The sequence below is a fragment of the Gammaproteobacteria bacterium genome, from assembly GCA_032250735.1.
Classification (GTDB): domain Bacteria; phylum Pseudomonadota; class Gammaproteobacteria; order SZUA-152; family SZUA-152; genus SZUA-152.
Genome location: JAVVEP010000003.1, coordinates 1 through 24754 on the forward strand (window position 1 = coordinate 1; position 24754 = coordinate 24754).

Sequence of the window (24754 nt, forward strand, 5' to 3'; positions counted from 1 at the left end):
CCGATGTCTCGGGCAACCACAGCACGCCGTCGGCCGTCCGCAGCGAAAACCGCACCGTGTAGCTCAGGCCGTATTCCTGCGCCCTGCCCGAGGCGTCCACCGACAACACCCGCTTGCCGTACTGTTCCGCGCGTATCTGCAACTGCATCGGGGCCGAGGCGTCGAGCCGCACCCCCGCGCCCTTCAGCCCGCGACCCAGCTCCGGGGCGATGTCCGTCGCCGGGGCGGCATCCAGCAGCGCCAGCACCGACAGCGCGGGCGGCAACTGCACCGAGCCGCGCAGATGGAAGCCGCAGGCACTGATCGAGAGCAGCAGGAGTAATAGTAGAAGGGCGGAAAACGGGCGCATTGGGGGATTGTACGTGATTCCATGGGCGGGGGGTGAGCGGCCGAACGCCTGCCTCGGTGGCCACACCGCCAACGATTAATTTTTTCAATCAAGACGATCGATATTTTCCGTTTGTTGATGCCGTCAAACATCCGTATATAGCAACTTTGTTAGACCATGCCTGTCCAGACTCACCCAGTGGCGACAGGCATACCCTCATTAATCACCCTATTTTCGGAGTACACAAACGATGCTTTACCCTCCCATTTATGGAGACGATCCCCTTTTCCCAAAGGCGAGCGACTTTGCCGTTGTCCACAAAGACGCCACCTCTGGCCAGGGGGTAATCAGTTATCGCCCACTTAAGCGGGGCGACGTCATTGCCAGGATGGCAGGTGAAATAATCGACACGATTCGTCAGCACACGCTGCAAATCAGCCCGAGCAAGCATTTGTTCGACCCCTATTTCTCCGGGTATTTTCTGCACTCCTGCTCACCCAATGTATTCCTGGACATGAAGACCCTGACGGTCACCGCGTTGAGGGATATTCCGGCCAACAGCTTCCTGTATATGGACTATGCCGACACCGAGGACTACCTGTTCAAGCAGTTCCCCTGCTCCTGTGGCAGCCATAACTGTCGTGGCTGGGTCAGCGGCAAGAAGGAGATCCCCCTCTCCCTGCCGGAACACGACCTGCACCTGGCAACCGGCTAGTCCCGCACCGCAACATGACGACCACCTCCACCCATGACTGGTGGCAGAGGCCCGACCTCTGCTACCAGGGGCAGCAATTGCAGTTTAACGGGCACTCGGTCCAGACCCTGGCGGAACAGTTCGGGACGCCCAGCTTTGTCTATTCGGCGGCGCGGGTACGCGACAATCTCGCCCGCCTCACCCAGGCGCTGGCGGATGCCGGGCTGGGCGGGCGTTCGTCCCTGCTCTACGCCATGAAGGCCAACCGCTTTGCCCCCCTGCTGACCGTGCTCAAACAGACCGGCCTGTGCGGCATTGACGCCTGCTCACCCCGCGAGGTCGAGCATGCCGTCAGCTGCGGCTTTGCCCCGTCGGCGATCTCGTTCACCGCCACCAGCCTGTCGGCGCAGGATTATGCCAGCCTCGCCCGCTATGATGGCCTGGTGATGGACTGTGATTCCCTGCACACGATACACAGCTGGGGCAGACTGAAACCGGGCTCGTCGATCGGCATCCGGGTCAATCCCGGCATCGGCATCGGCCGCGCCTGCAATGAAAAACTGCAATACGCCGGCTCCGTCACCACCAAGTTCGGCATCTATCGGGAACAGTTCCAGCAGGCGCTGGACATTGCCCGCCAGTACGACCTGAGCGTGCACAAGATCCACTTCCATACCGGCTGTGGCTACCTAACCCCGCAGCTGGCGCAGCTCGACCAGGTGGTCGCCGAGTGCCAGTGGTTTATCGACACCGCCGGCAGCATCACCCACGTGAATATTGGCGGCGGCCTGGGCGTACCCCACCTGGCCGATGATGCGCCGCTGGACCTGCAACAGTGGTCCGCGATTCTGCACCGACATTTCGGCGCCAGCGGGCTGCACCTGGAGGTCGAGCCGGGCGATTACCTGGTCAAGGACGCCGGTCTGTTGCTGCTCAGCAAGACCTATGTGGAACAGAAACGGGAGATCACCTTCGTCGGCGTCAATGCCGGCTTCAACATCGCCCCCGAACCGGCCCACTACGGACTGCCCTTCCAGCCGGTACCGCTGTACCGCGACGACAGCCCCTGCACCCCGGTGCACGTGGTCGGCAACATCAACGAGGCGCTCGACGTCTGGTATGAGAACGCCCTGCTGCCCGACCTCAGCACGCAGGATCACCTCGCCCTCATCAATGCCGGCGCCTACTCCGCCTCCATGGCATCCAACCACTGCATGCGTGGTGAATTTCGGGAGTTTCTCATCGACTGAGCCGCGCCGCGGCTACCCGGTAGCATATTTTCCACCACCATGGCAGGGGCAGATCAGGCGATCTTCTCCACATCCTGGTTATGCACGGCCCTGAACTCGGCCACGCCGTCCTTGCCCATATATTTTTGCAGCACACGCTCATCGGTCTGGCGCAGGTCGACCATGATCAGGCCGTCAATGCAGTCGCCAAAATTCTTGTCCACATTGAAGCCGAGCAGACGCCCCCCCAGCTTCAGGTACTGCTTGATCAGGATCGGCACACCCTTGCCACCGCTCTCCTGGAGGGAGACCAGTTCCGAGACCTCGTCGATGGTCGCCATGCCGGCGAGTTCGGTCCTGTGCCAGACGGGACGCAGCGCACCGCGATACGGTTTTCGCGGGCGAATCTGGCGGCTGAGCTGATGGTCGAAGTTATTGGCTCGCAGAAAATCAATCAACAGTTGCTTGGAGACGGAACTGTAATCGTTACTGATGCTCACCGGTCCGAACAGCACGGCGTAATGCGGATGGTTGACGACGAACACACCGATCCCTTTCCACAACAGCATCAATGGGGTGTAGCTGCGCTGGTATTCGGGACGGACAAAGGAACGGCCCAGCTCAATCGCCGGGTTGAGCGCCTTGAGCAGCCGCCGGCTATAGCGAAACAGGGAATAGCTATAGAGCCCCTTTTTGCCGTATTTCTGCACGATCTCATCGGCCAGCCCCAGGCGGTAGGCCCCCACCACTTCGCGGCTCTCGTCGTTCCAGATGAAGAGGTGTAGATAGTAGCTGTCGTAGAGATCGATATCCGTTGCATTCCCGGTGCCCTCGCCGACGGCGCGAAAGGTCAGCTCGCGTAGGCGACCCAGCTCCTGCAGCAACCAGGGGATCTGCGCGGCGCGGGCATAGTAGACCTTGAGGCTGCCGCTCTCGGCCAGCCGTTGGTGAGCGGGCAGGGCGGCGACCTCGGCGGCCAGCAGTTGCGACTCGATCGCCCCGGCCACTGCAGTCATCGCCTTTTGCGGCACCAACGGCACCGGCCTCTTGTCCTCGGGGGCGCTAGCCAGCATGTGGGTGTGCAGGCGCAGGTATTTGGCAATGTCGTCATCACTGCCGTTACTGACGAGGCGCCGGGGGTTGATGGATTCACCGATACGCAGCGCAATCACGCGATCGCGCTTGTTGCTCAGCTCGCGCGGCAACATCAGGCTGCGCAGCACAGGATGCAACAGGCCCAGCGTATGGAACAGTGCGCTGTTGCGCCCGGCAATATGGATCGGCACCGCCGTCGCCTCGGTGATACGCACCATGCGCGCTATGGTGGCATTCCACCGGCCGTCACGCACACCAAGACTGGACAGACAGAAGCGGGACACATCCCCCGCCGGGAACACCACCAGCAGTCCGCCGTTATCCAGCCAGCGCACGGCCTCACGCAGCGGTTTCATGTTGGCGCGGGTGGCACGGGCATGGCCATAAGGATTGACACCGATGATGGTGTCTCTCAGTTCCGGGATGCGCCGGAGCAGGCTGTTGGCCATAATCCGCACATCGGGCCGCACCTGCCGGAGCAACTGCGTCAGGATCAACCCCTCGATACCGCCAAAGGGGTGATTGACAACCACCACGACCGGCCCGGTGCTGGGGATATTGGCAAGTCCACCACCGACCACACGCGGGGTAATATTCAGATATTTCAGTGTCAGCGCCGCAAACGCATCCGCCGTGTTGGTCGCCGCCAGGCGTTCATATCCCTCGGCCAATCCGTTTAGCCCCAACAGCCTTTCGCACAGATTGATCGCGGGGCGCTTTATCGCCCGGGGAAGCGTGGTGAAAAGCAGATCGTCCATGCGAAAGGGATTAAAGGCTTTGCTGACTTCTTTACGGCACATGAAGACACCCGGTGTGATGGAGACTCGGAGCGTCAATCTAGCGCGGAAATGTGTACCGCTGAAGAACGGACGATGACAGTTTTATGAAAACGCCGGCGACTGCACCAGGATGTAAAACACCAGCACGGTGGCCAACGTGAAGCATCACTGACTCAAAGTGGGCAACAGGGGCCTACAATCAACCCGAAACACATAAGCTTTACTGGAAGCCACCGGGACGTATCGTCGCTAGTTGCCGGCGATAACGGTCCAGCACATCCCCGGCAACGAGATGGCTCGACAGGGGCGAACGGAAACAATCGCGCAAAGGCCCGGCTCGCAACCCGGCCCTGGTCAGCGATGTACAGGAGACAGACATAAAATGCTCACGGTTGAAACATGGTGGTATGCGTTATCGGCAATCTCTGTCATTAACATCACCCTCTGGGTTTTATCTTACCGATGGCTATGGCGCAGAAAAGATATTTATCCACCCTCCATCTTCAACCGGCGATTGCTCATGATCTGGCTGTCATTTGTGTATGTGACGGTTTGCGCCTTCCGCTCCTTTTTACCGCGCATCGATCTTGAACGGATCGCCCTGCTGGACCACTGGCTGTCGAGCATCTTGATCGGCCGCACCGTAACCACCGTCGCAGAGATTTTCTTTATGGCGCAGTGTGCCTTGCTTCTGCATGAGGCGGGAAAAATGACGGACAAGGGTTTGGCGGTGTTCCTGTCGCTGTCCCTGATTCCCATCATCGTTATCGCCGAAGTCTTTTCCTGGTATGCGGCGATAACCACGAATTATCTGGGCAGCGTCGTGGAAGAATCCCTGTGGGCATTTTCCGGCCTGCTTCTGGTTGTCGGCTGTTTATCGTTATGGCCCGCAGCCGATAAACAAGGGCGTACTTTTCTTTTCACCGCAACCCTGTTTGGCATCGGGTTTCTGGTGTTCATGATCCTGGTTGATGTGCCCATGTACTGGCAACGCTACGTGGTTGATACGGTCGCAGACAAGGCATATCTCCCCCTGTGGGAGGGCCTGCGCGACATGGCCGGCAATTACCGGCAAAGTTTTGACTGGCCTGTATGGGCGGCTGAAATACCGTGGATGACCCTGTATTTCACGGTCGCCGTCTGGGTAAGCATCTTCCTTCCACATGCCACCATAATCAGGCACAAAAATAACGGCCATCCGTCTGCCATTTCCCCGCAGACACCAAAGGCCGCGAAGGTATGAAGTGGCAACGGCTACTGCACTCATACTCCGTCAGAAGACGATTGGCGGATGTCACATTCATGTCACAAAACTCGACTACAGTGCGGCGTGATCGATGAGGTATCACCATGCCGCAATATGCACTGCAGAACCCGGAATCCCTTGAAGCCAGCGCAGAAACCACGCTAAGCGCCCTGCTGGAAGAGATCATCAACCTGCGCAGCCTCGTGATCGACGGGGCGGCGACACGGCTGTCGCCGTATGCCGGGAACTACCCTGTCGGCCAATGCAGTGACAGCGCGCAAAATCTGGCCCACTACCTTAGCCTGCGCCGCCACGACCTGCGCCCCCTTCAGGAGCGGTTGGCGCAAGCGGGATTATCCTCCCTCGGCCGTTGCGAGGCCCATGTGCTCGGCACCCTGAATCAGGTGGCCAACATCCTCGGCCGGGCACTGGGCGCGCCCATTGATCAATTTCAGCAACAGACCTTCGCCGAACGCTATACGCAGGCCCTGCAAACCATGGAAGGCAATACCCGACATCTGTTCGGACCACGCAATCCGGAGCGCGAGGCATATATCATGGTGACCCTGCCCCACGAGGCCGCGCTGGACGCCGGACTGGTGCGGGCCCTCATCCGCCAGGGGATGGATTGCGCTCGCATCAATTGTGCCCACGACGACAAAGATACCTAGGAGTCCATGGCCCAGCTCGTCAGGAAGCTTGCCGCCGCCGAAGGCCGGACGTGCAGGATTCTCATGGACCTGGCCGGCCACAAGATTCGCACCGGCCCCCTGGAACGCGAGCCGGCAGTAAAACATGTGCATGTACGACGCAATACGCTCGGCGCGATGGTAATGCCCGGAGAGGCGCTGATCTATCGGAAAGGCTCCGCACCGGCGGGACAGCTGAGCCTGCCCGACGAGGTATTCGAGCAACTCCAGCCGGATGATCGCCTACGCTTGGTTGACACCCGCGGCAAGAAACGCAGCTTGCATATCGTCCACCGGATGGCATCGGGGCCATGGCTGGCGCAGAGTAAACGCAGTGCCTACGTGGCGGCGGATACCCCGTTCCACTGGCAACGGGCTGATGCCGACGGGGGCTTCCACACGCTCTCCGAACAGCGTTTTGCCGACTTCCCGGGCATGTCGGTAACGATTCGCCTGCACGTGGGCGACAAATTGTTGCTGACGGCCAGCCAGACACCGGGCCGCGCGGCGATCCTGAATCCTGTAGGTGAGGTGATGGCGCCCGCCAGCATTGGCTGTACTCACCCAGAGGTGGTGAAGGCGCTCAAGGTGCATGATCTGGTATGGATCGACGACGGCAAACTGGGGGCCGTGGTCACTGCGATCGGCCCCGAAGGCGCCCTGCTGAATATCGTCCATGCCCATGACAAGGGTGTCACTGTGCTGGCCGAGAAAGGCTTCAATTTCCCCTCCACCCCACTCAATCTGCCACCCCTCAGCCAGAAGGATCTGCGCGATCTCGACACCGTCTGCCAGCTGGCCGACATGGTGGGCTTCTCGTTTGTAGAGAGCCTGGGCGACATGGAATGCCTCATCGCCGCACTGGCGCAACGCGGAAAGCCACACTTACCAATCATCGCCAAGATCGAAACCGCACGGGGAGTACGCCACTTGCCGGAGATCCTGCTGGGCACCCTGGGACGCCACCCACTGGGGGTGATGATCGCCCGCGGCGACCTGGCCGTGGAGCTGGGCGGCGTGCGTCTCGCGGAGATCCAGGAGGAACTGCTGTGGCTGTGCGAAGCGGCCCATGTGCCGGTGATCTGGGCCACGCAGGTATTGGAAAGCCTGGCCAAGAACGGTGATCTCTCCCGCCCGGAATACACCGATGCCGCCATGAGCGGCCGAGCCGACTGCGTCATGCTCAACAAGGGACCGCACATCATCAAGGCCCTCAGTACATTGAGCGATATCCTGCAACGCATGCAGGCACACCAACAGAAAAAGACCGCACGACTCAGGGCGTTGCACTGGTAAGCCCCTGCGTTGTCAGCCGGCAGCTGCACACGCATGACACAGGCGACGGTCATCACTCGCACAGGCTCGTCGCAGGCGAGCGTTCAGCCAAACTCAACTAGACTGACGTAATTAACTCCGGTTGATTTTCAGTACACGGTAGACCGGATTGGAGAAAATGGCTTTTGGTACAAATCAGTTGGTCTGATTTTATAGCAACACACATCATGATGAATAAGCCCAAGATAAACAGACCTTCCCGACCCATCGATTTTTTGCTGGCCGATATCAGTCAGAGGGACACCCTGATTGCACATTTACAGCAGGAGATCCGCTGTACAGTCGAGCCCTGCCAACATGCAACCCGAATCTATTACGACAGTTTCGACTGGCGTCTCTATCAGGCTGATCTCTGTCTGTATAAGGATCAATCCCGGCAGTTCCGCCGTTATGTACTTCAGTCAAGATCCGCTGGCAAGAACATCGCAATGCAGGAGAATACGGAGGCCACCGCTGTGTTTGCGCAGGATCTGGCAACGGGTCTGCTGCGGGATAAGATAGCACCCCTGCTGGAGATGCGCGCCCTGCTGCCACTGATCAATATCCAGCAAGAAACCCTACCTATCCGCGTAATGAATAAAGCGGAAAAAACCGTTGCCAGAATCGTCCTGGAACATAATGCGATCCGTCAATCCGCTACCTCGAGACAAAAAATTGATGATTATCGAGCACGAGTTATCCCCCTGCGCGGATTCTGGAAGGCCGCCAGCAAACTCCGCCACACACTGGAACAATATCCGCACACAATAGCCAGCAATGAGGGTCTGTATGATCTGGCGATACGCTCTTTGTGCTTAACCCCGGGTGAGTACAGTTCAAAAATCGATATCCCGTTGAATGCACAGGATCGCGCCGACCACGCCATGCAACTCATCCTTAACAACCTCTATCACACCATGCTGGCAAATGAACAAGGTATTGCGGCCAATATTGATTCCGAGTTTTTACATGATTTCCGGGTTGCTGTTCGCAGAACACGCTCGGCCCTGACACAGATCAAGCAGGTCTTGCCGCAAACTGAGGTGGATAAATTCAAGGCCGTGTTTTCGTGGCTGGGGAGCGTAACCAATCTGCCTCGCGACCTGGATGTACATTTGTTAAATTTCGACACGTATGCCAGCAGCTTACCGGATGACATGCGCGGCGACCTTGAACCATTGCGAGACTATTTACACAAGCAGCGCACACTCGAATACAAGAACCTGAAAAAGACGCTACGCTCGGCACGTTATCGTCGCTTCAAACAAGACTGGGAGCAATTTCTGGACACCGGCCTTTGCATAGACAATCCGGCAGAGTCTGCAGAAATACCGATTGTACTTATCGCAAAGCAATATACATGGCGCGCATATAGGCGCGCACTCAAACAGGGTAACGCCCTCAATCCCGACTCCCCGGCCATGCAATATCACGAACTGCGCAAGACCTGCAAGAAACTGCGCTACCTGATGGAATTCTTTGCATCATTGTTCCCGAAAAAGGAGATCAAACCCCTGATCAGGACGCTCAAGTCACTACAGGGCAACCTTGGTGATTTCCAGGACCTCGAAGTGCACGCGCAATCCATGCGCGTGTTTGCCGAGCAGATGTTGCAGCAAGAGCATGCTTCCTCCAGGACCCTGATGGCCATGGGTGCGCTTGCAGAGAATCTGGAACACCATAAAATGGCCATCCATCAGGAATTCTCAGATGTATACCAAGCATTCCAGGGCAAGAAAAATCGGGACCTGTTTGAGTCACTATTCAAGCCACAAGAAAAACTGCCGGAAAGCGTATTATGAACATCCTCGCCAGCTATAACATCAAGGGCGGGGTAGGGAAGACCGCCGCCACGGTCAATCTAGCCTTCCTGTGTGCCGCCGAAAACTACCGCACCCTGATCTGGGATCTCGATCCCCAAGGGGCCGCAAGTTATTATTTTCGCATCAAGCCCAGGGTGAAATCCGGCGCGAAGGGACTATTGCAACGGAAACATGAACTCTCCACAGCGATCAAGGCAACCGATTTTGATAACCTGGATCTGATACCGGCCGATTTTTCCTACCGCAATATGGATCTGTACCTGGAAGATATGAAAAATTCCACCCGTAGACTACGGAAAATACTGAAGCAGTTGACCGATGAATACGTCTGCATTTTCCTCGATTGCCCGCCAAGCATCTCTCTGGTTTCCGAGAATATATTTACCGCCGCCGATGCCCTGCTCATACCGACCATCCCAACCACGCTTTCCCTGCGTACGCTCGAACAACTACAGCACTTTCTGGAGAAGCAGGAAAATAATCCCCTACTACTGCCCTTCTTCAGCATGGTGGATCGACGCAAAAATCTGCACAGAATCATTACCGAAAGGCCGCCAAAAACCCTGCCGCCTTTTCTAGGCTGCCAGATACCCTATGCCAGTGACATCGAACAGATGGGGATACGCAGGGCACCCTTGAGCAGCTATGCCGCCCATAGCCGGTCAAATCAGGCCTATATTGCGCTCTGGTCCGAGATCAAGACGCATCTGGGCCTACCCTCTAGCGGGAAGATACCGTCATGAACAGACAGCTCACACTGCTTCGGCACGCAAAATCCGACTGGGATTCATTGTCAGATTCGGATTACGATCGTCCACTCTCTCATCGGGGAATACGTGATGCGAACAGGGTAGGACGATGGCTGCAAGAGCAGGCATATGCGCCCGACTATATAGTGAGCTCACCCGCATTGCGGGCCCGGCAAACGATTGAGGCCGTCAATTCAGTGCTGGAAATCGCGCCGCAACATATCCACTATGACAGCAATATCTACATGGCAAACCGTGAAACCTTACTACAAGTGCTCGCAGGAATTCCCAAAAAATACAGCAGCATACTGTTAGTGGGTCATAATCCGGGGCTGGATGAATTATTAGTCTACCTCTGTGCAGGGAAACCGGAGCACAGCAAAGATGGAAAGCTACTGACAACCGCCGCTATCGCCAGCCTGGCCATGCCGGACAACTGGAAGGATCTACCCCCGCACGCTTGCAACCTGCTCAAACTGATACGTCCAAAAGACCTCTAATACAGCATCAACCGCCTGTTGTTATCTGTTGTAACGTCGCGACCGCCTCGTCCCGACCGGCGAAATCTGCCTTGTTATCCAAGGCGCTCTGGAGATTCTGCCTGGCAGCGACATGGTCGCCTTTCCTGTATTGGACCATGCCCAGGTGATACTGCAATATTGGCTGGCCTGGAGCGACATCTGCTGCTTTCTGGAGCGACGACAATGCCTGATCGAACTCGCCACGGGAATAATGGACCCAGCCCATCGTGTCCAGGTACGCCGGATTCTCGAGCCCTTGCAAATTATCAATCAGGTCCCTGGCCCTATCAAGGCTCACCTTGTCAGCTTTGTGGGAGACAAGCAGCATAGCCAGATTATTTGCGTACACTACCGAGCCCGGTTCCTTTAGTAGTGCTGCATTATACACATCGATGGCCTTATCGATCTCTCCAACACGTTGGTAGAGGGCGGCGAGATTATCGACTAAAACTTCATTAAGCTTTACCGTTTGCATACCTTCCTGCAATATCTTTATTGCATTTTCCGGTTCATTAAGCGCCATGTAAGCAGACGCAATACCGCGATATGACGTCGCGAGTTGCGGATTAATAACCAATGCCTTACGGAACTCAGCAACAGCGTCTTCTGGATTTTTCTGCATTACATACAGCTCGCCCAGGATGTTTTGGGCCGCAAAATGTTTCGGTTCGTTTTTTAATACCAGCTTGAGATCTGTAACAGCTTCATTGACTTGCTTCAGTGCCAGACGGCTATTGATCAATGCCTTTAAGGGCTCTACAGCAGCGGGTGTTTTTGTCATAGCCGCCTTAAAAAGTTTTAGTGCGGCCAGGTGATCACCCTCTGCTGAGCGAACCAAACCAGCCAGATAATCCCCCAGACTTTGCTCGGGGTTTTTGTCGCGCACTCGTTGAGATGTAAGGCGGGCAGCCGCATAGTCCTTATTCACCATTTGAGCCTTGAACAGCGCCTCAAGCACAGCAACCTCTGCTGTATCTTCCCGCGCGGCTAACTCAAGCAAGGACAATGCAGCAGCATCTTCTCCATGTTTGAGATAAAGCTCTCCGATCTGAAATTGCAGTGCAGCCGAGTTACCGCTGAGAATGAGTGCTTTTTCGAATTGTTCCTTGGCCAGCTCAGTCTCTTTGTTGGCCAGATGGGCCCTGCCAAGAAGATTCAGAACTTCCACGGAATTGGGCTGATCTCTGATAATCGCTCGCAGGTCACCAATCGCGCCCGGCAGATCATTACGAAGCATGGCGAGCTTGCTCCTGACCAAGAGACCATCGTTGTCTCTCGGATTCTCTTTAAGTACCTCATCTACTAAATTCTGCGCATCATCATAACGGGCCTCACTGGCCGCCATCTTCGCCAGCTGAACGCGCGCCTTGAGCGCGTCCGGATCCAGCTCATGGCTACTAATAATTTCTGACAGCTGTTTCATTGCCAGATCTTTCTTACCCGTCGCTTCATACAACCGTGCAAGTAAAAGTTGTAATTCTCCGGCGTTGTATTTATCTGCTAGATAACCTCGCAGCTCAGCAATGGCCTTTTCTGCCTTGCCGATTTTCACCAGGAATTCAATATAGGCGGTCTTTGGCTCGTTTTCTTCTGGCATTTGTTGAACGCCGTCCCTGAATACCTGCTCAGCAGAATCGTAGTTCTTCAGGTGCGTATAATATCCAGCCAATCGACTTCGATATCGAATATCGCCAGGATTCATCGTGACAAGGTGTTGCAGCAATTCTATCGCCTTGCTCTCATTACCAATGTCGGCATTGATCCTGGCCATTACGGAAATAATTCCAGGGTGGTCAGTATGGGTCTTTAAACCTTGATTCAATATCTGTAAGGCCTTGTCATATTCCTTGCGCTGCGTTAACAGGGATGACTTGAGCATGATGGCATCCACATGGTCTGGTGTGGCTGACAGCGCCATATCGGCCAATTTCATGGCGCCAGCCACGTCACCCTTTTGTGCAAACAATGCCCCCTTTACTGTGAGTGCAACAGTGCTATCAGGATCACTCACCAATACATCTTCAATAAGCTCCAGGGCCTTTTCATATCCGCCAGCAAGAAAGTAAATTCTAGCGAGGTTTTCTTTCGCGTCAGTGCGGGTTTTATCAATATCGATCACCCTTTGAAATAATCCAGCTGACTCGCGCCATTTCTCCAGAGCTTCATATACCTTCGCTTGCCCGATAATCGCGTCGATATTCTTTGGATCCATCTGTAAAACGTTCTTGAATTCGACACGGGCCTTTTCGTAATCACTACCTGCGTAATACGTTTGCGCGCGCTCCAGGTGTTTCGTAATACGCTCCTCTTTTCCGCTGCAACCACCGACCATCGTTAGTAACGCGACCAATACACAGATTTGCAGCTTTCCACTTATCGAATGGTTATACACGACCCTCTCCTCTATATTTCTCAAAAACCAGCGCTGTAAATCAATTGACGGCAATTAACCGGCAATTCCACGCAAGCCAATCCACCCCGCAGCAGCAACCGTAGCCGTACGTAACGCATACAGGCGCCAATGTAATTCTATTCTCGTCAGTATTAATTCAATCGCATAAAACAGCACGATCAACTTGGCGAGGAATTCACCCATGTTATAAATGCTCAGAACCTGCCCCGGCAGATTTGGGACGGTGAACACGGCAAATATCACCAGGAAATCCAGTGTATTGATCATGAATGCACGGTCCATGGAAAACCGGAACCCAATGACGACCGTAACGGCCAGCACTACGTAAAAAATCATCTCCGCAGGGGTGTGCAGTATCGACATGTCATTGTCTGTGGAACTGAGATAGCCAGCAACAGCACAGAGACTGTAGACACAGGCACGCTCCAGCCATGAGAATGACTGCTTGCCTCCGACAGCTAGTCGAACTGCATGAATCATAAACAATCCGGCAGCCAACAATCCCAAATCCTTCGAAACCTCACTTACTGTGGCCGCTACGATAACAAAGTAACCCGAGACCAATATTGCTGCGAGTATAGAGGCCCAGAATGTGATCTTCCCCTCGGCTCCTGCATGCAACCATTTTAGCGCCCTGCCTACATAGCTCGCGGTTGCAGTCTCTGACATTCCACGAAATTGCCAGTCAATGATAGTGGCATACCGAAAGCAGGCAATAACACTGGCGCAGAAGACGATGAATACCATCATGATGGTAATATCGGATTCGTAACACATCGAATATGCTGTTAATACCAATGCCGCCTGGGTTACATAGATTGTAAATACTGCTTCGTAATGGGTGAAACCCAATGCTAGCAGTCGATGGTGGATGTGATTCTTGTCAGGCGAAAATGGCGATCTGCCTTCTCTAACTCTCGTCACCATAACCATTACCGTATCAAGAATTGGCAACCCTAGCAGCAATAAAGGCAACGCTGCGCTAATCGGTGCATTTTCGTGCTGCGTGAGAAGTAGTACCAGTACACCCACACTAAATCCTAGAAACTGACTACCACCATCACCCATGAATACACGTGCTGGGTGAGTATTGAACCGAAGGAATCCAAGAATACTGCCCAGTATCGCCAGGCTGATCAGTAGTAAGTCAACATCTCCTTCCATATAGGCGAGCAAAGCAATAACGCCTAGACTCAATAAAGCAGTGCCGCCGGCAAGGCCATCCAGGCCATCTGCCAGATTGATCGCATTAGTGATCCCGAGCAGGAAAAGGATCGTAAGAGGATAGGATATAAACCATGGAATCGGCTGCATATCGATGGCTGGCAATGTTGTGATTACTACATCACCAATAAATACAACCACGAACACAGCCAGCGTCTGGCCAAAGAACTTTATGCGGTAATCCAGATCTTTTCGATCGTCCCAGATGCCAAAAATAAAAATAATGGCCATACCCCACAGCAAGCTTGCCTCTTTCGCATCAGGTGTCATCCAGATCACGATAGGCATAATGGCGCCCGCAACCATCGCAATTCCACCAATTCTTGGAATTGCGCCGGTATGCACTTTGCGGTCATTAGGCATGTCCACAATCTGCAATCGATGCGCTGAACGCATCAGCGGTGGGATAAGCAGCATGGTGATAAACATGGCTGTAATGAAGGTTAGAAAAAGCGCCATATCTATATCCGAGCGATCTGCTTAAAGGGGGATATAGTCATTTAGTAGCGGATTGACCGTTTTCGCAAACTGGGTCAGTCGCCTGTCCGCCAGTTCGATATCATCACCAGCTCTCACACTCGTGGTGAGCCGTACTAGTGCGCCATCCGTCCGATTACGCGTCAGCGCATCCCAAAATAGGTACCACTTGACCAGGTATTCATTATTGATTACTCGACCCCTCTGCTGAAACCAGTAATATACCAACTGCCTCTGATCTCCCATTTCAATGAGCACTCGGTTGACATCCAATGCCTTTCCATTCACAAAGGCGCCATCAATATTCTGTTGCGTTAAACTGGTAATTTTCCAACCACCACCCGGCAAACAGGTTCTTGGTGAGTGCGCAGATTCACCTGTACTTTGTGAACCATAGTAGGCGGCATATAAATTAATTGTTTGTGAATTGCCATCGGTATAATTGACCAGGGCATAATCACTAAAATCAAGTTCATCGATATAGATTTGATCAAGATGGTCACTTCGTCCCGTCCAGGGTTCTACCTGCAAAGGAAATGATGCAAAGTTTGCTCGGTCCGGGATAATCTCTTCTCGCGCAGGTAGCGTTTCGGCCAGTAAGGCCAGTGACCAAATGGTCACAACAGAGGCAATAAAAACCTTTGAAACCGGCCGCTGCATGATAGTCGCGTTTTTAGGCGTTACGGTCGGCAGTTCGAGGCCAAATACCTCACGCAAAGGTCTCGGGTCACGGCCGATGCGCGTCAGCAAAAACATCTCCAACCCCAGCAATCCAGCAGAAAACATAAAGATGATCCAGCCTTCGAAATCGTGCAGGAATCCTTCCGCCATCGAACTACCCCAATATTCGACGGTAATGCCAATGATGCCAATACGAAAACTGTTCATAAAAATGGTGATAGGAATGGTAGAGAGGAATACCAAAGCGCGCTTCCATAAAGGTGCTTTGAAAAAATAGGCCGCAATAAATCCAAATGCCATCAGCGGAAATAAATAGCGTAGACCACTACAGGCTTCAACGACCTGTAACTTCAACGTGCCAAGATCTATGACATTGCCTTCCAGTGCAACGCTGATATCAAATAGACGAATAAACCAGACACCAATAGCCGAAGATATAAGTTGCAGCTCAGCAGACAGATTATTGAGAAGGAAATTTGGTAAAGGGACCATCAACAACAGCATTATCATCGGCGCGATAATGACCTTAAATGACTGCCATCCCATCATGGCCAATGCTATACCAATTAACACTATCACAAATGAGTACTCCATGATGGCATACAGAGTACTGAGTTTACCCATGTATAGCAGGGCCACACCCGCAACCACCATCAAATATCCCAGCCATGAACCTTCGAATGATAGTCGTTCAAGGTGGTCCTTTTTTTGCCAAATCAAAAAGGCGACAATAAAGGGAATTAAAATACCGTGACTGTATTCTTCTTTATTATTCCAATACCCGACCATATGTAGCAGGCCATCATTGAATAATAAAAAGAGTGGAATACTCACCAAAACTAGCGAAATGTGTAACGCCGGTGTAGCTCTCCAAACGTTTGGCTTATGCTCATGGCTTAAGGTATTTACGACCATTTTTATTTTTCCATTTAACTCTATTACTGATGTGATCTGGATTACTGTTGTGAACTGGGGCTAATCAGGGATGGCAGCGACAGAGTTTGTTCCATAGATAGACAATAACTCGCTATAGACAGATAGTGTTTCTGCGATAACTTTCTGCTCGTCGAATTCTTTAAGTACCTTTACTCGGCCTGCATTACCCATCCTCAACCGTTCTTCCTTCGTTTGCAGAAGATTTTTAATGGCCCGTGCCAGCTCAACAGCATCTCCTGGCGCAACCAGAATTCCGTTACTTTGGTGATCGACAATTTCCCGGCACCCTGCCGTATCAGAAGCAACAATAGGCAACCCGGTTGCCGCCGTCTCTAACAGGATGCGGGGCACTCCTTCACCATATGTGGTTGGCAACACGACCACATCGATATTGGCAAGCAATTCTTCCATGCGCTCAATATGTCCAAGCACATTCACTACGCCCTCATCTTGCCATTGCTGAATCTGTTCCTGCGGTATTGCGCCTGGATTTCCTGTATCACTGCTCCCCGCAATCAGAAATTCAACATCAATATTGTCGCGCAATAAAATACGGGCTGCTTCGACATATTCAGCAACGCCCTTATCCCAAAGCAAACGCGTCGCTAACAATACCCTGTAGTTATCTCGAGTTTCATTTCTATTTGATGGATGAAAACGCTGCGTATTCACACCTGACCCACGAATCAGACGAATATATTTTTGTGACACCAATCCACTGGCAATGAAACGATCGCGGTCCTCACTATTTTGCACAATGAGACGGGAGCTTGAGCCACTCGACAGGATACGCAACAAAACTTTGATCAGTGGGCGTAATAGTAGTGCTTTCGAACTACTGCTCGAAAAAATGAAACCTAAGCCAGCCACAGCATTAATACATGCAGGGTTACCCGTAAGGCGTGCGGCTAGAGATCCATAGAGCACGCACTTAATAGTGAAATGATGCACAAGATCAGGCTTTTCCCTGCGATATAGTCTCACTAGCGCCGCGATGGATTTAACCTGAGAAATGGGATTAACACTGCCGCGATTCATGGTCAGTGGCAACCAACGAAATCCAGCTTGTTGTAGCAAGCATGTATATTCACCGGGCGGTGAAACCAGCACCACCTCATATCCCCGCTCACGGAGAGCGTTTGCTAATGGCAATCGAAAGTTATACAAATACCAATCCGTATTGGCTAATAACAAGACTTTATCGTTTCTATCGATTGTCATTTAACACTCTGTTATGGTCATCAATGCACTAAATCATCGACATAAAAGTTAGTAAATCAGCCAATCGATATGGCTAATTAACCACCAATTAAATGGATTCCTTTTGCAAGACAATGAGTATACGGCGGAGGTATGACAGTATTGTTAAATATGCGCCTTGAGATGGGCTCGGCAGAAAGCGAAAAATAGGGAATTAACGCCATATTATTACAAAAACATGACAGCAAATGACGTTCTTGCTTAATGACTAACCTGCCACTATCACCCTCGATTCTCACGGACACCTGATAGCAATGGCCATTGCTTTTCTGGCGCACCATCAAAGATGGCAAGAAGGAAAACAGATATCATTAATGACTACTCCTCAGAACGATCAATTTACATAAAGTCTTTCGTACCGTTTATAACCTGACAAATTCAGAATGCATAGCCATTCGACATCTGGAGTGGAATTGCAGTTTTGATAAATAAATCTTTAAATGTGTCAATAATGCTAAGGGAAATAACACAGTAAACGGAATGTGACTCGAAAGTCTAATATGAAGTAATGATATCGCGCCGAGAGACCTCTTCTTTTACATTTTATATAAGCAAGCCACTGGTGCAGCACTCTATATTCTGGCCAATTCTTTTTCACTCATTCAGGGTCTTGGAAAAAATAGCGCGAAGAACTTCCTGTTTATTAAAAGGTGGTATTTTCTGATCATCATTTACACACTTACTCACATACTCATCAAGCGACATAAGCGGTTTAGCCGGTATCCCACCGTACACCATATTGGGTGGAATATCGCTCGTCACTATTGCACCGGCAGCTACAATGCTGTTTGGCCCGATGGATACATTAGGCATAATGATTACTCGTGCACCGATAAAAACATTGTCGTATATACGTATCGGTCCATAACGAGTGATGTCACGGTAGTTGGGATGCGTATCACGGAAGACCCAGGTGGCACCGTCATGAGTGATGAAACAAACATCGAATGAAACAGTCACATGATCGCCGATTCGGATCAGGTATGGTTCTGTTCCAAAATTGACACCTGCCATGCAACGAAAATCCAGGCCATGGCGCAGGCCACGCCTGATTACTCTGTACAAACGTATTCTCTGTTTCAGTCCCATGGTCTTGCCTTTAGTATATCATCAGGCAATAGTCGACCCTTTCTGTGTAACAGGCTGGCAACCTTGTCATCTTTGCATAATCCTGTTGAATTATTCTTTAGCATATATCTCATGTTACCCTGCTCCAGGCAGAAACAGTATTCACGAGCCCTTCTAACGAGAAGGTATATTCTATACATCAAATTACGCCCTGCTCCCAACGACCCTGTATTCCTTATAGAGATCCTTGTGATCGTGTGAGAATCATGAAACACAGGTGGGTTGGTTTACTGAGAACCTGTTTATAAATGAATTACGTGGTTGCCTTTGATTTGGCTACGACACCAATCCCGAAGCTAAGAGAATTAGGCATAAATCCGTACGGAATGCTGGATACATCTATCACATCGAAATGCTTTTCAATGCCCTTAAGCAATTCCTGATAATCGAATCCCTTATGTTCATGACGACTCACCAAATGCATTCTTCCCAAAAGCGCGTTGACGAACTCACCGGAGGTATAGTTGTCCGCCCGTCCAATCCAGAGCTTTTTGGCAAGCCATTTCACTAAAAAAACAAGACCCTTCTCATTGGGGACGGTAACAAAAAAATAACCATCCAAATGTTTCGAAATCTTTTCAAGGTAGCCGTCGACCATATCTGGAGTAACATGTTCAAGTGTTTCCATGGCCACGGCGATGTCATAGGTTTCATTGGCATTTATGCTCATTTCTTCTGGCTTTGATGCATGTAAAAAGGTGAACTTTGATGTGTCACGCCATTTTTCACGGGCGATATCAAGCCCACCTTCCCAGTTTGCATCATAACCCAGGTATTTCATCGGTGATTTCGGTAAAAACTCCAAAAGCTTGCCATCAAAACATCCCAATTCAAGCACGGAATTGGCAGGACACTGTCTTTTTGTTATTTCACGTGAAATCCAGTGAAAGCGGGCCAGATGTAGCTTGCTACGAAATCCACCAGAAAAAAGTCGCTCATTATAGCCAGGCTTCTTTTTTTGCCCTTTCACTGTGCGCACTGTACTACTTGTGCTATTTGAATGTTTTTCCATTAGCATGCCCTGAATATCCACAATACAACGTACAATGGATGATTGTTATTGTAGATTGTCTTGTTTATATAGCGCTGACACATATCTGTGCTATTTATAATCAAAACATGGTTTGCATGGCAGAGATGCTAATCGAGAGATATTACATTCTTGTTAAAATGTTTCTTTACCATCAAAAAGACTGTGATAGACATGCATGTATTGTCTGCTGATCTTTTCTATAGTGTACTCATCCAAAATACGCTGCCGGGCCGCCTTACCCAGTTCCTGCCGTTGTTTATCTCCCATGGCCAACATTGTTTTCAAAGCCTCGCCCAATACATGGGGATCGTTACGTGGGACCACCTTACCGGTATCTCCGACCAACCATGCAGAATCTCCGGCATTGGTTACTACACAGGGTACTCCGCAGGCCATGGCCTCACCAATGGTATTTGAGAATCCTTCGCTCTCTGAGGCGCTAACAGCAACATCAAACGCCGAAGTCAACGCCGGAGTATCGCTACGCTCACCAAGCATATGGACACGCTTAGACAAGCCAAGGTCGGAGACCATTTTGGCCAATAGCTGATTTTCGCTGTCGACACCTTTTCCAATCATCACAAAATGTGCTGTATTGTTTTCGGATGAAACCCGAGCAGCAGCTTCGAGAAAATTAGCATGTCCCTTGATGGGATGGTAACGAGCTACCATGCCCACAATTTGTGACTGTGAATCCAAGCCCATCTCATGCCGATATCGATTTCGTGCTTCCAAAGATGGTGAGAAGCGTTGACAGTCAAAACCATTTGGTATTACCGAGCGTAGTGTAGGACTGTAACCAATAGCTTCATGCTGCATTGCACTGAGCCTGGAATTATAGATAATGGAATGCGGCCGGAAAGGCAATCGAGCCGTGGCCTTAATTAATCTGGCTGTATTATTCTTTTCATGGCTAAGATCGTAAAGGCAATGGCGCACATTCCATACTACTGGCACATTCCCCATCATAAGATGCCTAAGCATTGTCGCAGCAACGTTTCCATGATACATCCAGCCCTGCAAAATATCTGTTTTGAGGTTTCGAGCACTAATTACCAGCTTCACAAGGTCATACAATCTCGGAATCCCAGGGCGCATATTTAAGGTATGCACAGGAATGCCCAGCTTTTCAATATGCGGCCCGATGGTTCCCTTATCGCGCAATGAAAGAACCGCAACATCCCAAATTGATTGATCGACATTTTCCATCAGCTTTAAGAGCATTGTTTCTGCACCACCCGTAGGCAGGGCAGGAATTACATGCAGGATTCGTTTTTTGGTTCCAATGTTCACAGCTTCGACTTCTTAGCGTCTGCAAAATATAATTGCCGCGGTTTACTACTCAGTAGATTATGTTTGTTTTTAAGTTGTAGTAAACGTGACGGTGTCTCAGATACTGAGATATCAGACTTTTCGTCCGGCAGTTGTGTATAGGGCTCAACAAGAGCCATAGCATGGCACAGTATTAAGCTCCCCAATAACCAGAGTGGCTTTTTGGTTTCCCATGTTAAGGTAAACAGGCCCAGCATTAAAATTATGCACGTACTTAGATACAACCAGCGTTCAAGATAGGGCATTTCGCTAATTTTCTTCCAGACGACATACATAATGGCACCGAATAACATGAATCCTACTGCACCAAGCTCCACTAAAATAGACAAGAATGTATTATGCGGTGCAGCAACAAAGCCATGATTGATGTGGGTCGCCGTACGAAAGGCGCCAGCACCCACACCAAAGGCCAAATTATTTAGCCAAATACTTAAACCTGCAGACCAGATATTAGTACGATTATTTAGGGTACCACTGGCGAGCTCTTCCTCAAGTGTGGCCAATCGAGCCCAGGTACTTTCAGGAATAACTTGTGGCAATGCGATAGCCCCTACTATTAATAAAAGGCCTACAGATATTTTCGCTCCGGTTGATCCTCGCGACATAGTTATTAATATAAATGTAATGCCAACACATGCCACCACTAAACCCGTTCGCGATCCCGTTAGCAAAATAGCGATGAGCAGTGCAGCAATCAACAAACGGTTCAGCCATACCAGCCAAACAGTTTGATGTCGCATGGATAAATACCAGGCCATGGGAATGGCAATAGCCAGAAATACAGATAATTCATTCGGATCGAACCCCTCAGCCGAATAACGCATATATGAAGATTGTACACCAGCAAGATAAGCCACTAGCGTAGCAACAGCGCCCACTACACTACCAAGTACATAAAACTGAATGGCCTGCAATACATGCCGTTCAGTTTCCAAAAACTGCCAGATCAACCATACAAACAAGACCAACTGAAAATTGCTCCTGATTCTATCGAGACTTAACTCATTATCGACAGTCCAGACATAACTGATGGCACTGTACATAACAAAGCTCAGGAACAACACATGAAAAGCTTTAAAATTTCTAAGCTGCGGTTGCAACAGAAAGGCAACAAAACCAAGCGAAAAGGCAACAATTCCTGTTAGCTTGGATATGGTACCAAACCCTGGAATAACTATCATATTCTCCCAGGGTATCGTGAACACAAAAGCCAGAATTGCCATTCGAGCAATTAACTGCATTACAGTGTTCGCATAAATTTGAGATAGTTTGCCACTGCGACTTCTTCTGAAAAATCCATCCAGGCTTCTCGTGGTATCTTATAAGGTGTTGCGTCCAGCAGAGCTTCCATTTGACTTGCCAAGGCTGGCACATTCCCAACAGGCACCAGTGGACCATGTCTACCATTATCAAGTATCTCACGCGGCCCGCTCATACAGTCTGTTGCTACAACTGGTACACCCAATGCCAAAGCTTCAATCAACACTGTAGGCAGCCCTTCCCAACGTGAAGACAACACGAACAAGCGCGCTCGTGACAAGTATGCATAGGGATTTGAAACAAAACCAGGCAACAAGACACAGCTTTCCAAACCCAGCTCTTTTATCAAAAGTTCCAGTGCTTGCCGTTCCTCTCCTTCACCAAGGATAATAAGGTTTGCATTACGCCGCTTTTTCAACTCTGAAAAAGCATTAATCAATGTGGGGTAATCTTTAGCGCGACTAAGGCGTCCCACTGCCATGATGACCGGGATTTTTTGATCAAGAAGCCACTTGTCTTCAATTGGCTTCTGCGCAAATTTGAATATTTCTTCCCGAACAACAGGATTATAAATCACATTGATCTTCTCCCTGGCTATATTAACAACGCTCGAAAGATCATCTGCCACACCATTAGACACAGATACAACACCATCTGCCCATGGATAGGTACACCTGGCTAAGAATGGCATTAACCATGCATTGCGTGATGCGCTTTGGGTAGACAATCGAGATAATGTACTGTGTTCCACCACTGCCAGCTTGGTATCCACTCTGGCCAGACGCCTCGCCAACAGCGCGACGATATTTGATTGCACCATAGCGGATATCAGCACTGCGGGACGTTCTCGCCTGAGATACCGTATCAAACGTGGCACACACGCGATGACTCGCGCACTTTTTAGATCGATTAATCTAACGTTATTTGGTACATCAGTAAGATAAGTTCCTTCAGCCTTAACTAAAACTAGATCAAGTGGCACTCCTAAAGCATCCAGCCCTTTTAACAAATTTACTGTTACACGTTCTGCACCACCACCATGTAGCGAAGGCAAAAAAAACGCGTAACGTGAACTATCTCTCTTTGTCGCCTCCATTTTATTCATTGCTATATTGATCATTGTCGAAATGCTGCCCATCGGACAGCCAACTTGCCTTGTATATTGCCAACATTCAGAACCAGTAAACTAGTGGCATATATTGTCACGCCAGCCGTAATCTGTACGATCAATGCCATTACCCCGCGCCATTCCAGAAGGGGCAAGATAGCCAGCACCATTATAAAAGTGGCCAATAATATTTGGACTAAATGTACTGGTACTGGCATTAAAAATATCCGCCTCCCTAGCCACCAGCTCATCACCATGCCTGATGTATATGCGGCTAAAGTGGCGTAAGCGGCTCCCTCAAGGCCATATTTAGGTATCCAAAATAGATTAAGCACGACGTTCAAAAGAGCTGCAATCAGCATCACCCAAACCTGCATACCGGTGCGCTTACCCATTTGAAAGGCCAGGTCGAAATGAAAACGTTGTAATCCGGAAACCAGTGTAGCCGCAGCAATAATTGGTACCAATCTGACAGCAGCTTCGACGTACGCTGCATCTAACACGACCAATACAATATTAGGCGCCAATAACATCCAGGCCAACGTAGCCGGCAAAATAACAATCAATAGCAAGGCGCTGCCTGTACGCAATTGCCGCCTTGCCGCTGCCTCACCCTCCATTTCAAGCTTGCGTACAGCAAGGGGAAGAACGGATAAACTGATAATCGACATAAGCATGCCCAGAGTTTGCCAGGCCAGGTCATAACCCACTGCATACAGCCCTGCAGCACTACTGTCCAATAGCCAACCGATGATAAGACGATCAGAGCTACTAACAACAAAACCCAAAGCAAAGGTGGCAGTGAGTGGTAATCCATAATGAGCTAATGTAGCAAGCATTTGCCGGTCGACCATACTAATTCTAACGACTCGCCATACTCGCCAGGTCATCCACAACGCTGGTAATGCGAATCCAGCTAACAATCCTGCGAGCACGCCTATAGCGCCATAACCGAGATAAGCAAGCCAAGCACCCAGGGTGATAGCGATGATAGCCTTGGTGCTTGCAAGTCCTCCATACAATAGCGGGGATAACTGGCTTCGTGCCAGTTCAAGATTGAATTCGAACCAGGCCTGTGCCCATAGCAACAATATCGCCAGTGCCGCGAATCCTATCAATACATGACCCGGCCATATTAATAACACAAGACCCAAAACGCATGCGCTTACAATTAGCAGAAAAATAAATGCTGCTGCCAATGTGGACAGGAAAGCTTGATGTTGTTCCTCATGGCTGGAAATAAAACGTAATAAACCCAGGCGCAGCCATTGCCATACAACGACGTTAACAAGACCCACGATGGCAATGGCCAACGCGTAATAGCCATACTGTTCAGGAGCCATCAAGCGTGTATAGACTGCTAAAGCCAGAAAATTGATGAGGCCTGGGACGCCACGTGCGATGAAATAAATGGCACTATGTCGAAGTAACATGA

At 50.8% G+C, this 24754-nt stretch carries 20 protein-coding genes; 8 read left to right on the forward strand and 12 right to left on the reverse strand.

Annotation, left to right across the window (positions count from 1 at the left end; translation table 11 throughout):
* A partial coding sequence (locus RRB22_02505; protein MDT8383262.1) for a hypothetical protein occupies nt 1-349 on the reverse strand: 349 nt, incomplete at its 3' end.
* Between the two features lie 367 nt (nt 350-716).
* Between RRB22_02505 and RRB22_02510 the strand changes: the two genes are divergently transcribed.
* Together RRB22_02510 and RRB22_02515 are read left to right on the forward strand one after the other, a co-directional pair.
* The gene (locus tag RRB22_02510) at nt 717-1043 is read left to right on the forward strand and encodes an SET domain-containing protein-lysine N-methyltransferase (protein ID MDT8383263.1); all 327 of its coding nucleotides are present in this window, start codon (nt 717-719) and stop codon (nt 1041-1043) included.
* A 14-nt stretch (nt 1044-1057) separates the two neighbouring features.
* A complete protein-coding gene (locus tag RRB22_02515; protein MDT8383264.1) occupies nt 1058-2272 on the forward strand; it encodes a diaminopimelate decarboxylase in 1215 nt (404 codons plus the stop codon).
* Between the two features lie 53 nt (nt 2273-2325).
* On the opposite strand, the gene RRB22_02520 is transcribed toward RRB22_02515, so the two are convergent.
* Nucleotides 2326-4146: a GNAT family N-acyltransferase gene (locus RRB22_02520; GenBank protein MDT8383265.1), complete on the reverse strand. Its 1821-nt coding sequence runs from the start codon at nt 4144-4146 to the stop codon at nt 2326-2328.
* Nucleotides 4147-4507: 361 nt separating this feature from the next.
* Between RRB22_02520 and RRB22_02525 the strand changes: the two genes are divergently transcribed.
* The 6 genes from RRB22_02525 (at nt 4508) to RRB22_02550 (ending at nt 10446) form a co-directional block, all read left to right on the forward strand.
* Nucleotides 4508-5368: a hypothetical protein gene (locus RRB22_02525; protein ID MDT8383266.1), complete on the forward strand. Its 861-nt coding sequence runs from the start codon at nt 4508-4510 to the stop codon at nt 5366-5368.
* Between the two features lie 107 nt (nt 5369-5475).
* On the forward strand, nt 5476-6042 hold the full coding sequence (locus RRB22_02530) for a hypothetical protein (GenBank protein ID MDT8383267.1): 567 nt from the start codon (nt 5476-5478) through the stop codon (nt 6040-6042).
* 6 nt (nt 6043-6048) lie between these two features.
* Nucleotides 6049-7356 carry a pyruvate kinase gene (locus tag RRB22_02535; GenBank protein ID MDT8383268.1) on the forward strand — a complete coding sequence of 436 codons (1308 nt, stop codon included), beginning with the start codon at nt 6049-6051 and terminating at the stop codon, nt 7354-7356.
* Nucleotides 7357-7562: 206 nt separating this feature from the next.
* Nucleotides 7563-9176 carry a CHAD domain-containing protein gene (locus tag RRB22_02540; GenBank protein MDT8383269.1) on the forward strand — a complete coding sequence of 538 codons (1614 nt, stop codon included), beginning with the start codon at nt 7563-7565 and terminating at the stop codon, nt 9174-9176.
* Nucleotides 9173-9940, forward strand: coding sequence for an AAA family ATPase (locus RRB22_02545; GenBank protein ID MDT8383270.1), 768 nt, complete (start codon nt 9173-9175; stop codon nt 9938-9940). Before RRB22_02540 ends, RRB22_02545 begins: the two co-directional genes overlap by 4 nt.
* On the forward strand, nt 9937-10446 hold the full coding sequence (locus RRB22_02550; GenBank protein MDT8383271.1) for a histidine phosphatase family protein: 510 nt from the start codon (nt 9937-9939) through the stop codon (nt 10444-10446). Before RRB22_02545 ends, RRB22_02550 begins: the two co-directional genes overlap by 4 nt.
* Nucleotides 10447-10453: 7 nt before the next feature.
* Here RRB22_02550 and RRB22_02555 read toward each other — a convergent pair whose 3' ends face one another.
* The 10 genes from RRB22_02555 to RRB22_02600 all read right to left on the reverse strand — a co-directional run bounded on the left by RRB22_02555 (nt 10454) and on the right by RRB22_02600 (nt 24752).
* Nucleotides 10454-12859 (reverse strand): tetratricopeptide repeat protein, encoded by a 2406-nt coding sequence (locus RRB22_02555; GenBank protein MDT8383272.1) that lies wholly within the window; start codon nt 12857-12859, stop codon nt 10454-10456.
* 54 nt (nt 12860-12913) lie between these two features.
* Nucleotides 12914-14563, reverse strand: a complete 1650-nt coding sequence (locus tag RRB22_02560) for an MraY family glycosyltransferase (GenBank protein ID MDT8383273.1) — start codon at nt 14561-14563, stop codon at nt 12914-12916.
* A 21-nt stretch (nt 14564-14584) separates the two neighbouring features.
* Nucleotides 14585-16177, reverse strand: a complete 1593-nt coding sequence (gene xrtD, locus RRB22_02565; GenBank protein MDT8383274.1) for a VPLPA-CTERM-specific exosortase XrtD — start codon at nt 16175-16177, stop codon at nt 14585-14587.
* A gap of 60 nt (nt 16178-16237) precedes the next feature.
* A complete protein-coding gene (locus RRB22_02570) occupies nt 16238-17419 on the reverse strand; it encodes a glycosyltransferase family 4 protein (protein ID MDT8383275.1) in 1182 nt (393 codons plus the stop codon).
* Nucleotides 17420-18052: 633 nt separating this feature from the next.
* A complete protein-coding gene (locus tag RRB22_02575; protein MDT8383276.1) occupies nt 18053-18472 on the reverse strand; it encodes an acyltransferase in 420 nt (139 codons plus the stop codon).
* A 367-nt stretch (nt 18473-18839) separates the two neighbouring features.
* Nucleotides 18840-19598: a class I SAM-dependent methyltransferase gene (locus tag RRB22_02580; GenBank protein ID MDT8383277.1), complete on the reverse strand. Its 759-nt coding sequence runs from the start codon at nt 19596-19598 to the stop codon at nt 18840-18842.
* 153 nt (nt 19599-19751) lie between these two features.
* Nucleotides 19752-20912 carry a glycosyltransferase gene (locus RRB22_02585; GenBank protein ID MDT8383278.1) on the reverse strand — a complete coding sequence of 387 codons (1161 nt, stop codon included), beginning with the start codon at nt 20910-20912 and terminating at the stop codon, nt 19752-19754.
* The gene (locus RRB22_02590; protein MDT8383279.1) at nt 20909-22192 is read right to left on the reverse strand and encodes an O-antigen ligase family protein; all 1284 of its coding nucleotides are present in this window, start codon (nt 22190-22192) and stop codon (nt 20909-20911) included. The genes RRB22_02585 and RRB22_02590 overlap by 4 nt, the downstream gene beginning before the upstream one ends.
* The gene (locus RRB22_02595; GenBank protein ID MDT8383280.1) at nt 22192-23331 is read right to left on the reverse strand and encodes a glycosyltransferase; all 1140 of its coding nucleotides are present in this window, start codon (nt 23329-23331) and stop codon (nt 22192-22194) included. Before RRB22_02595 ends, RRB22_02590 begins: the two co-directional genes overlap by 1 nt.
* On the reverse strand, nt 23328-24752 hold the full coding sequence (locus tag RRB22_02600; protein MDT8383281.1) for an oligosaccharide flippase family protein: 1425 nt from the start codon (nt 24750-24752) through the stop codon (nt 23328-23330). The genes RRB22_02595 and RRB22_02600 overlap by 4 nt, the downstream gene beginning before the upstream one ends.
* Nucleotides 24753-24754: the final 2 nt, after the last annotated feature.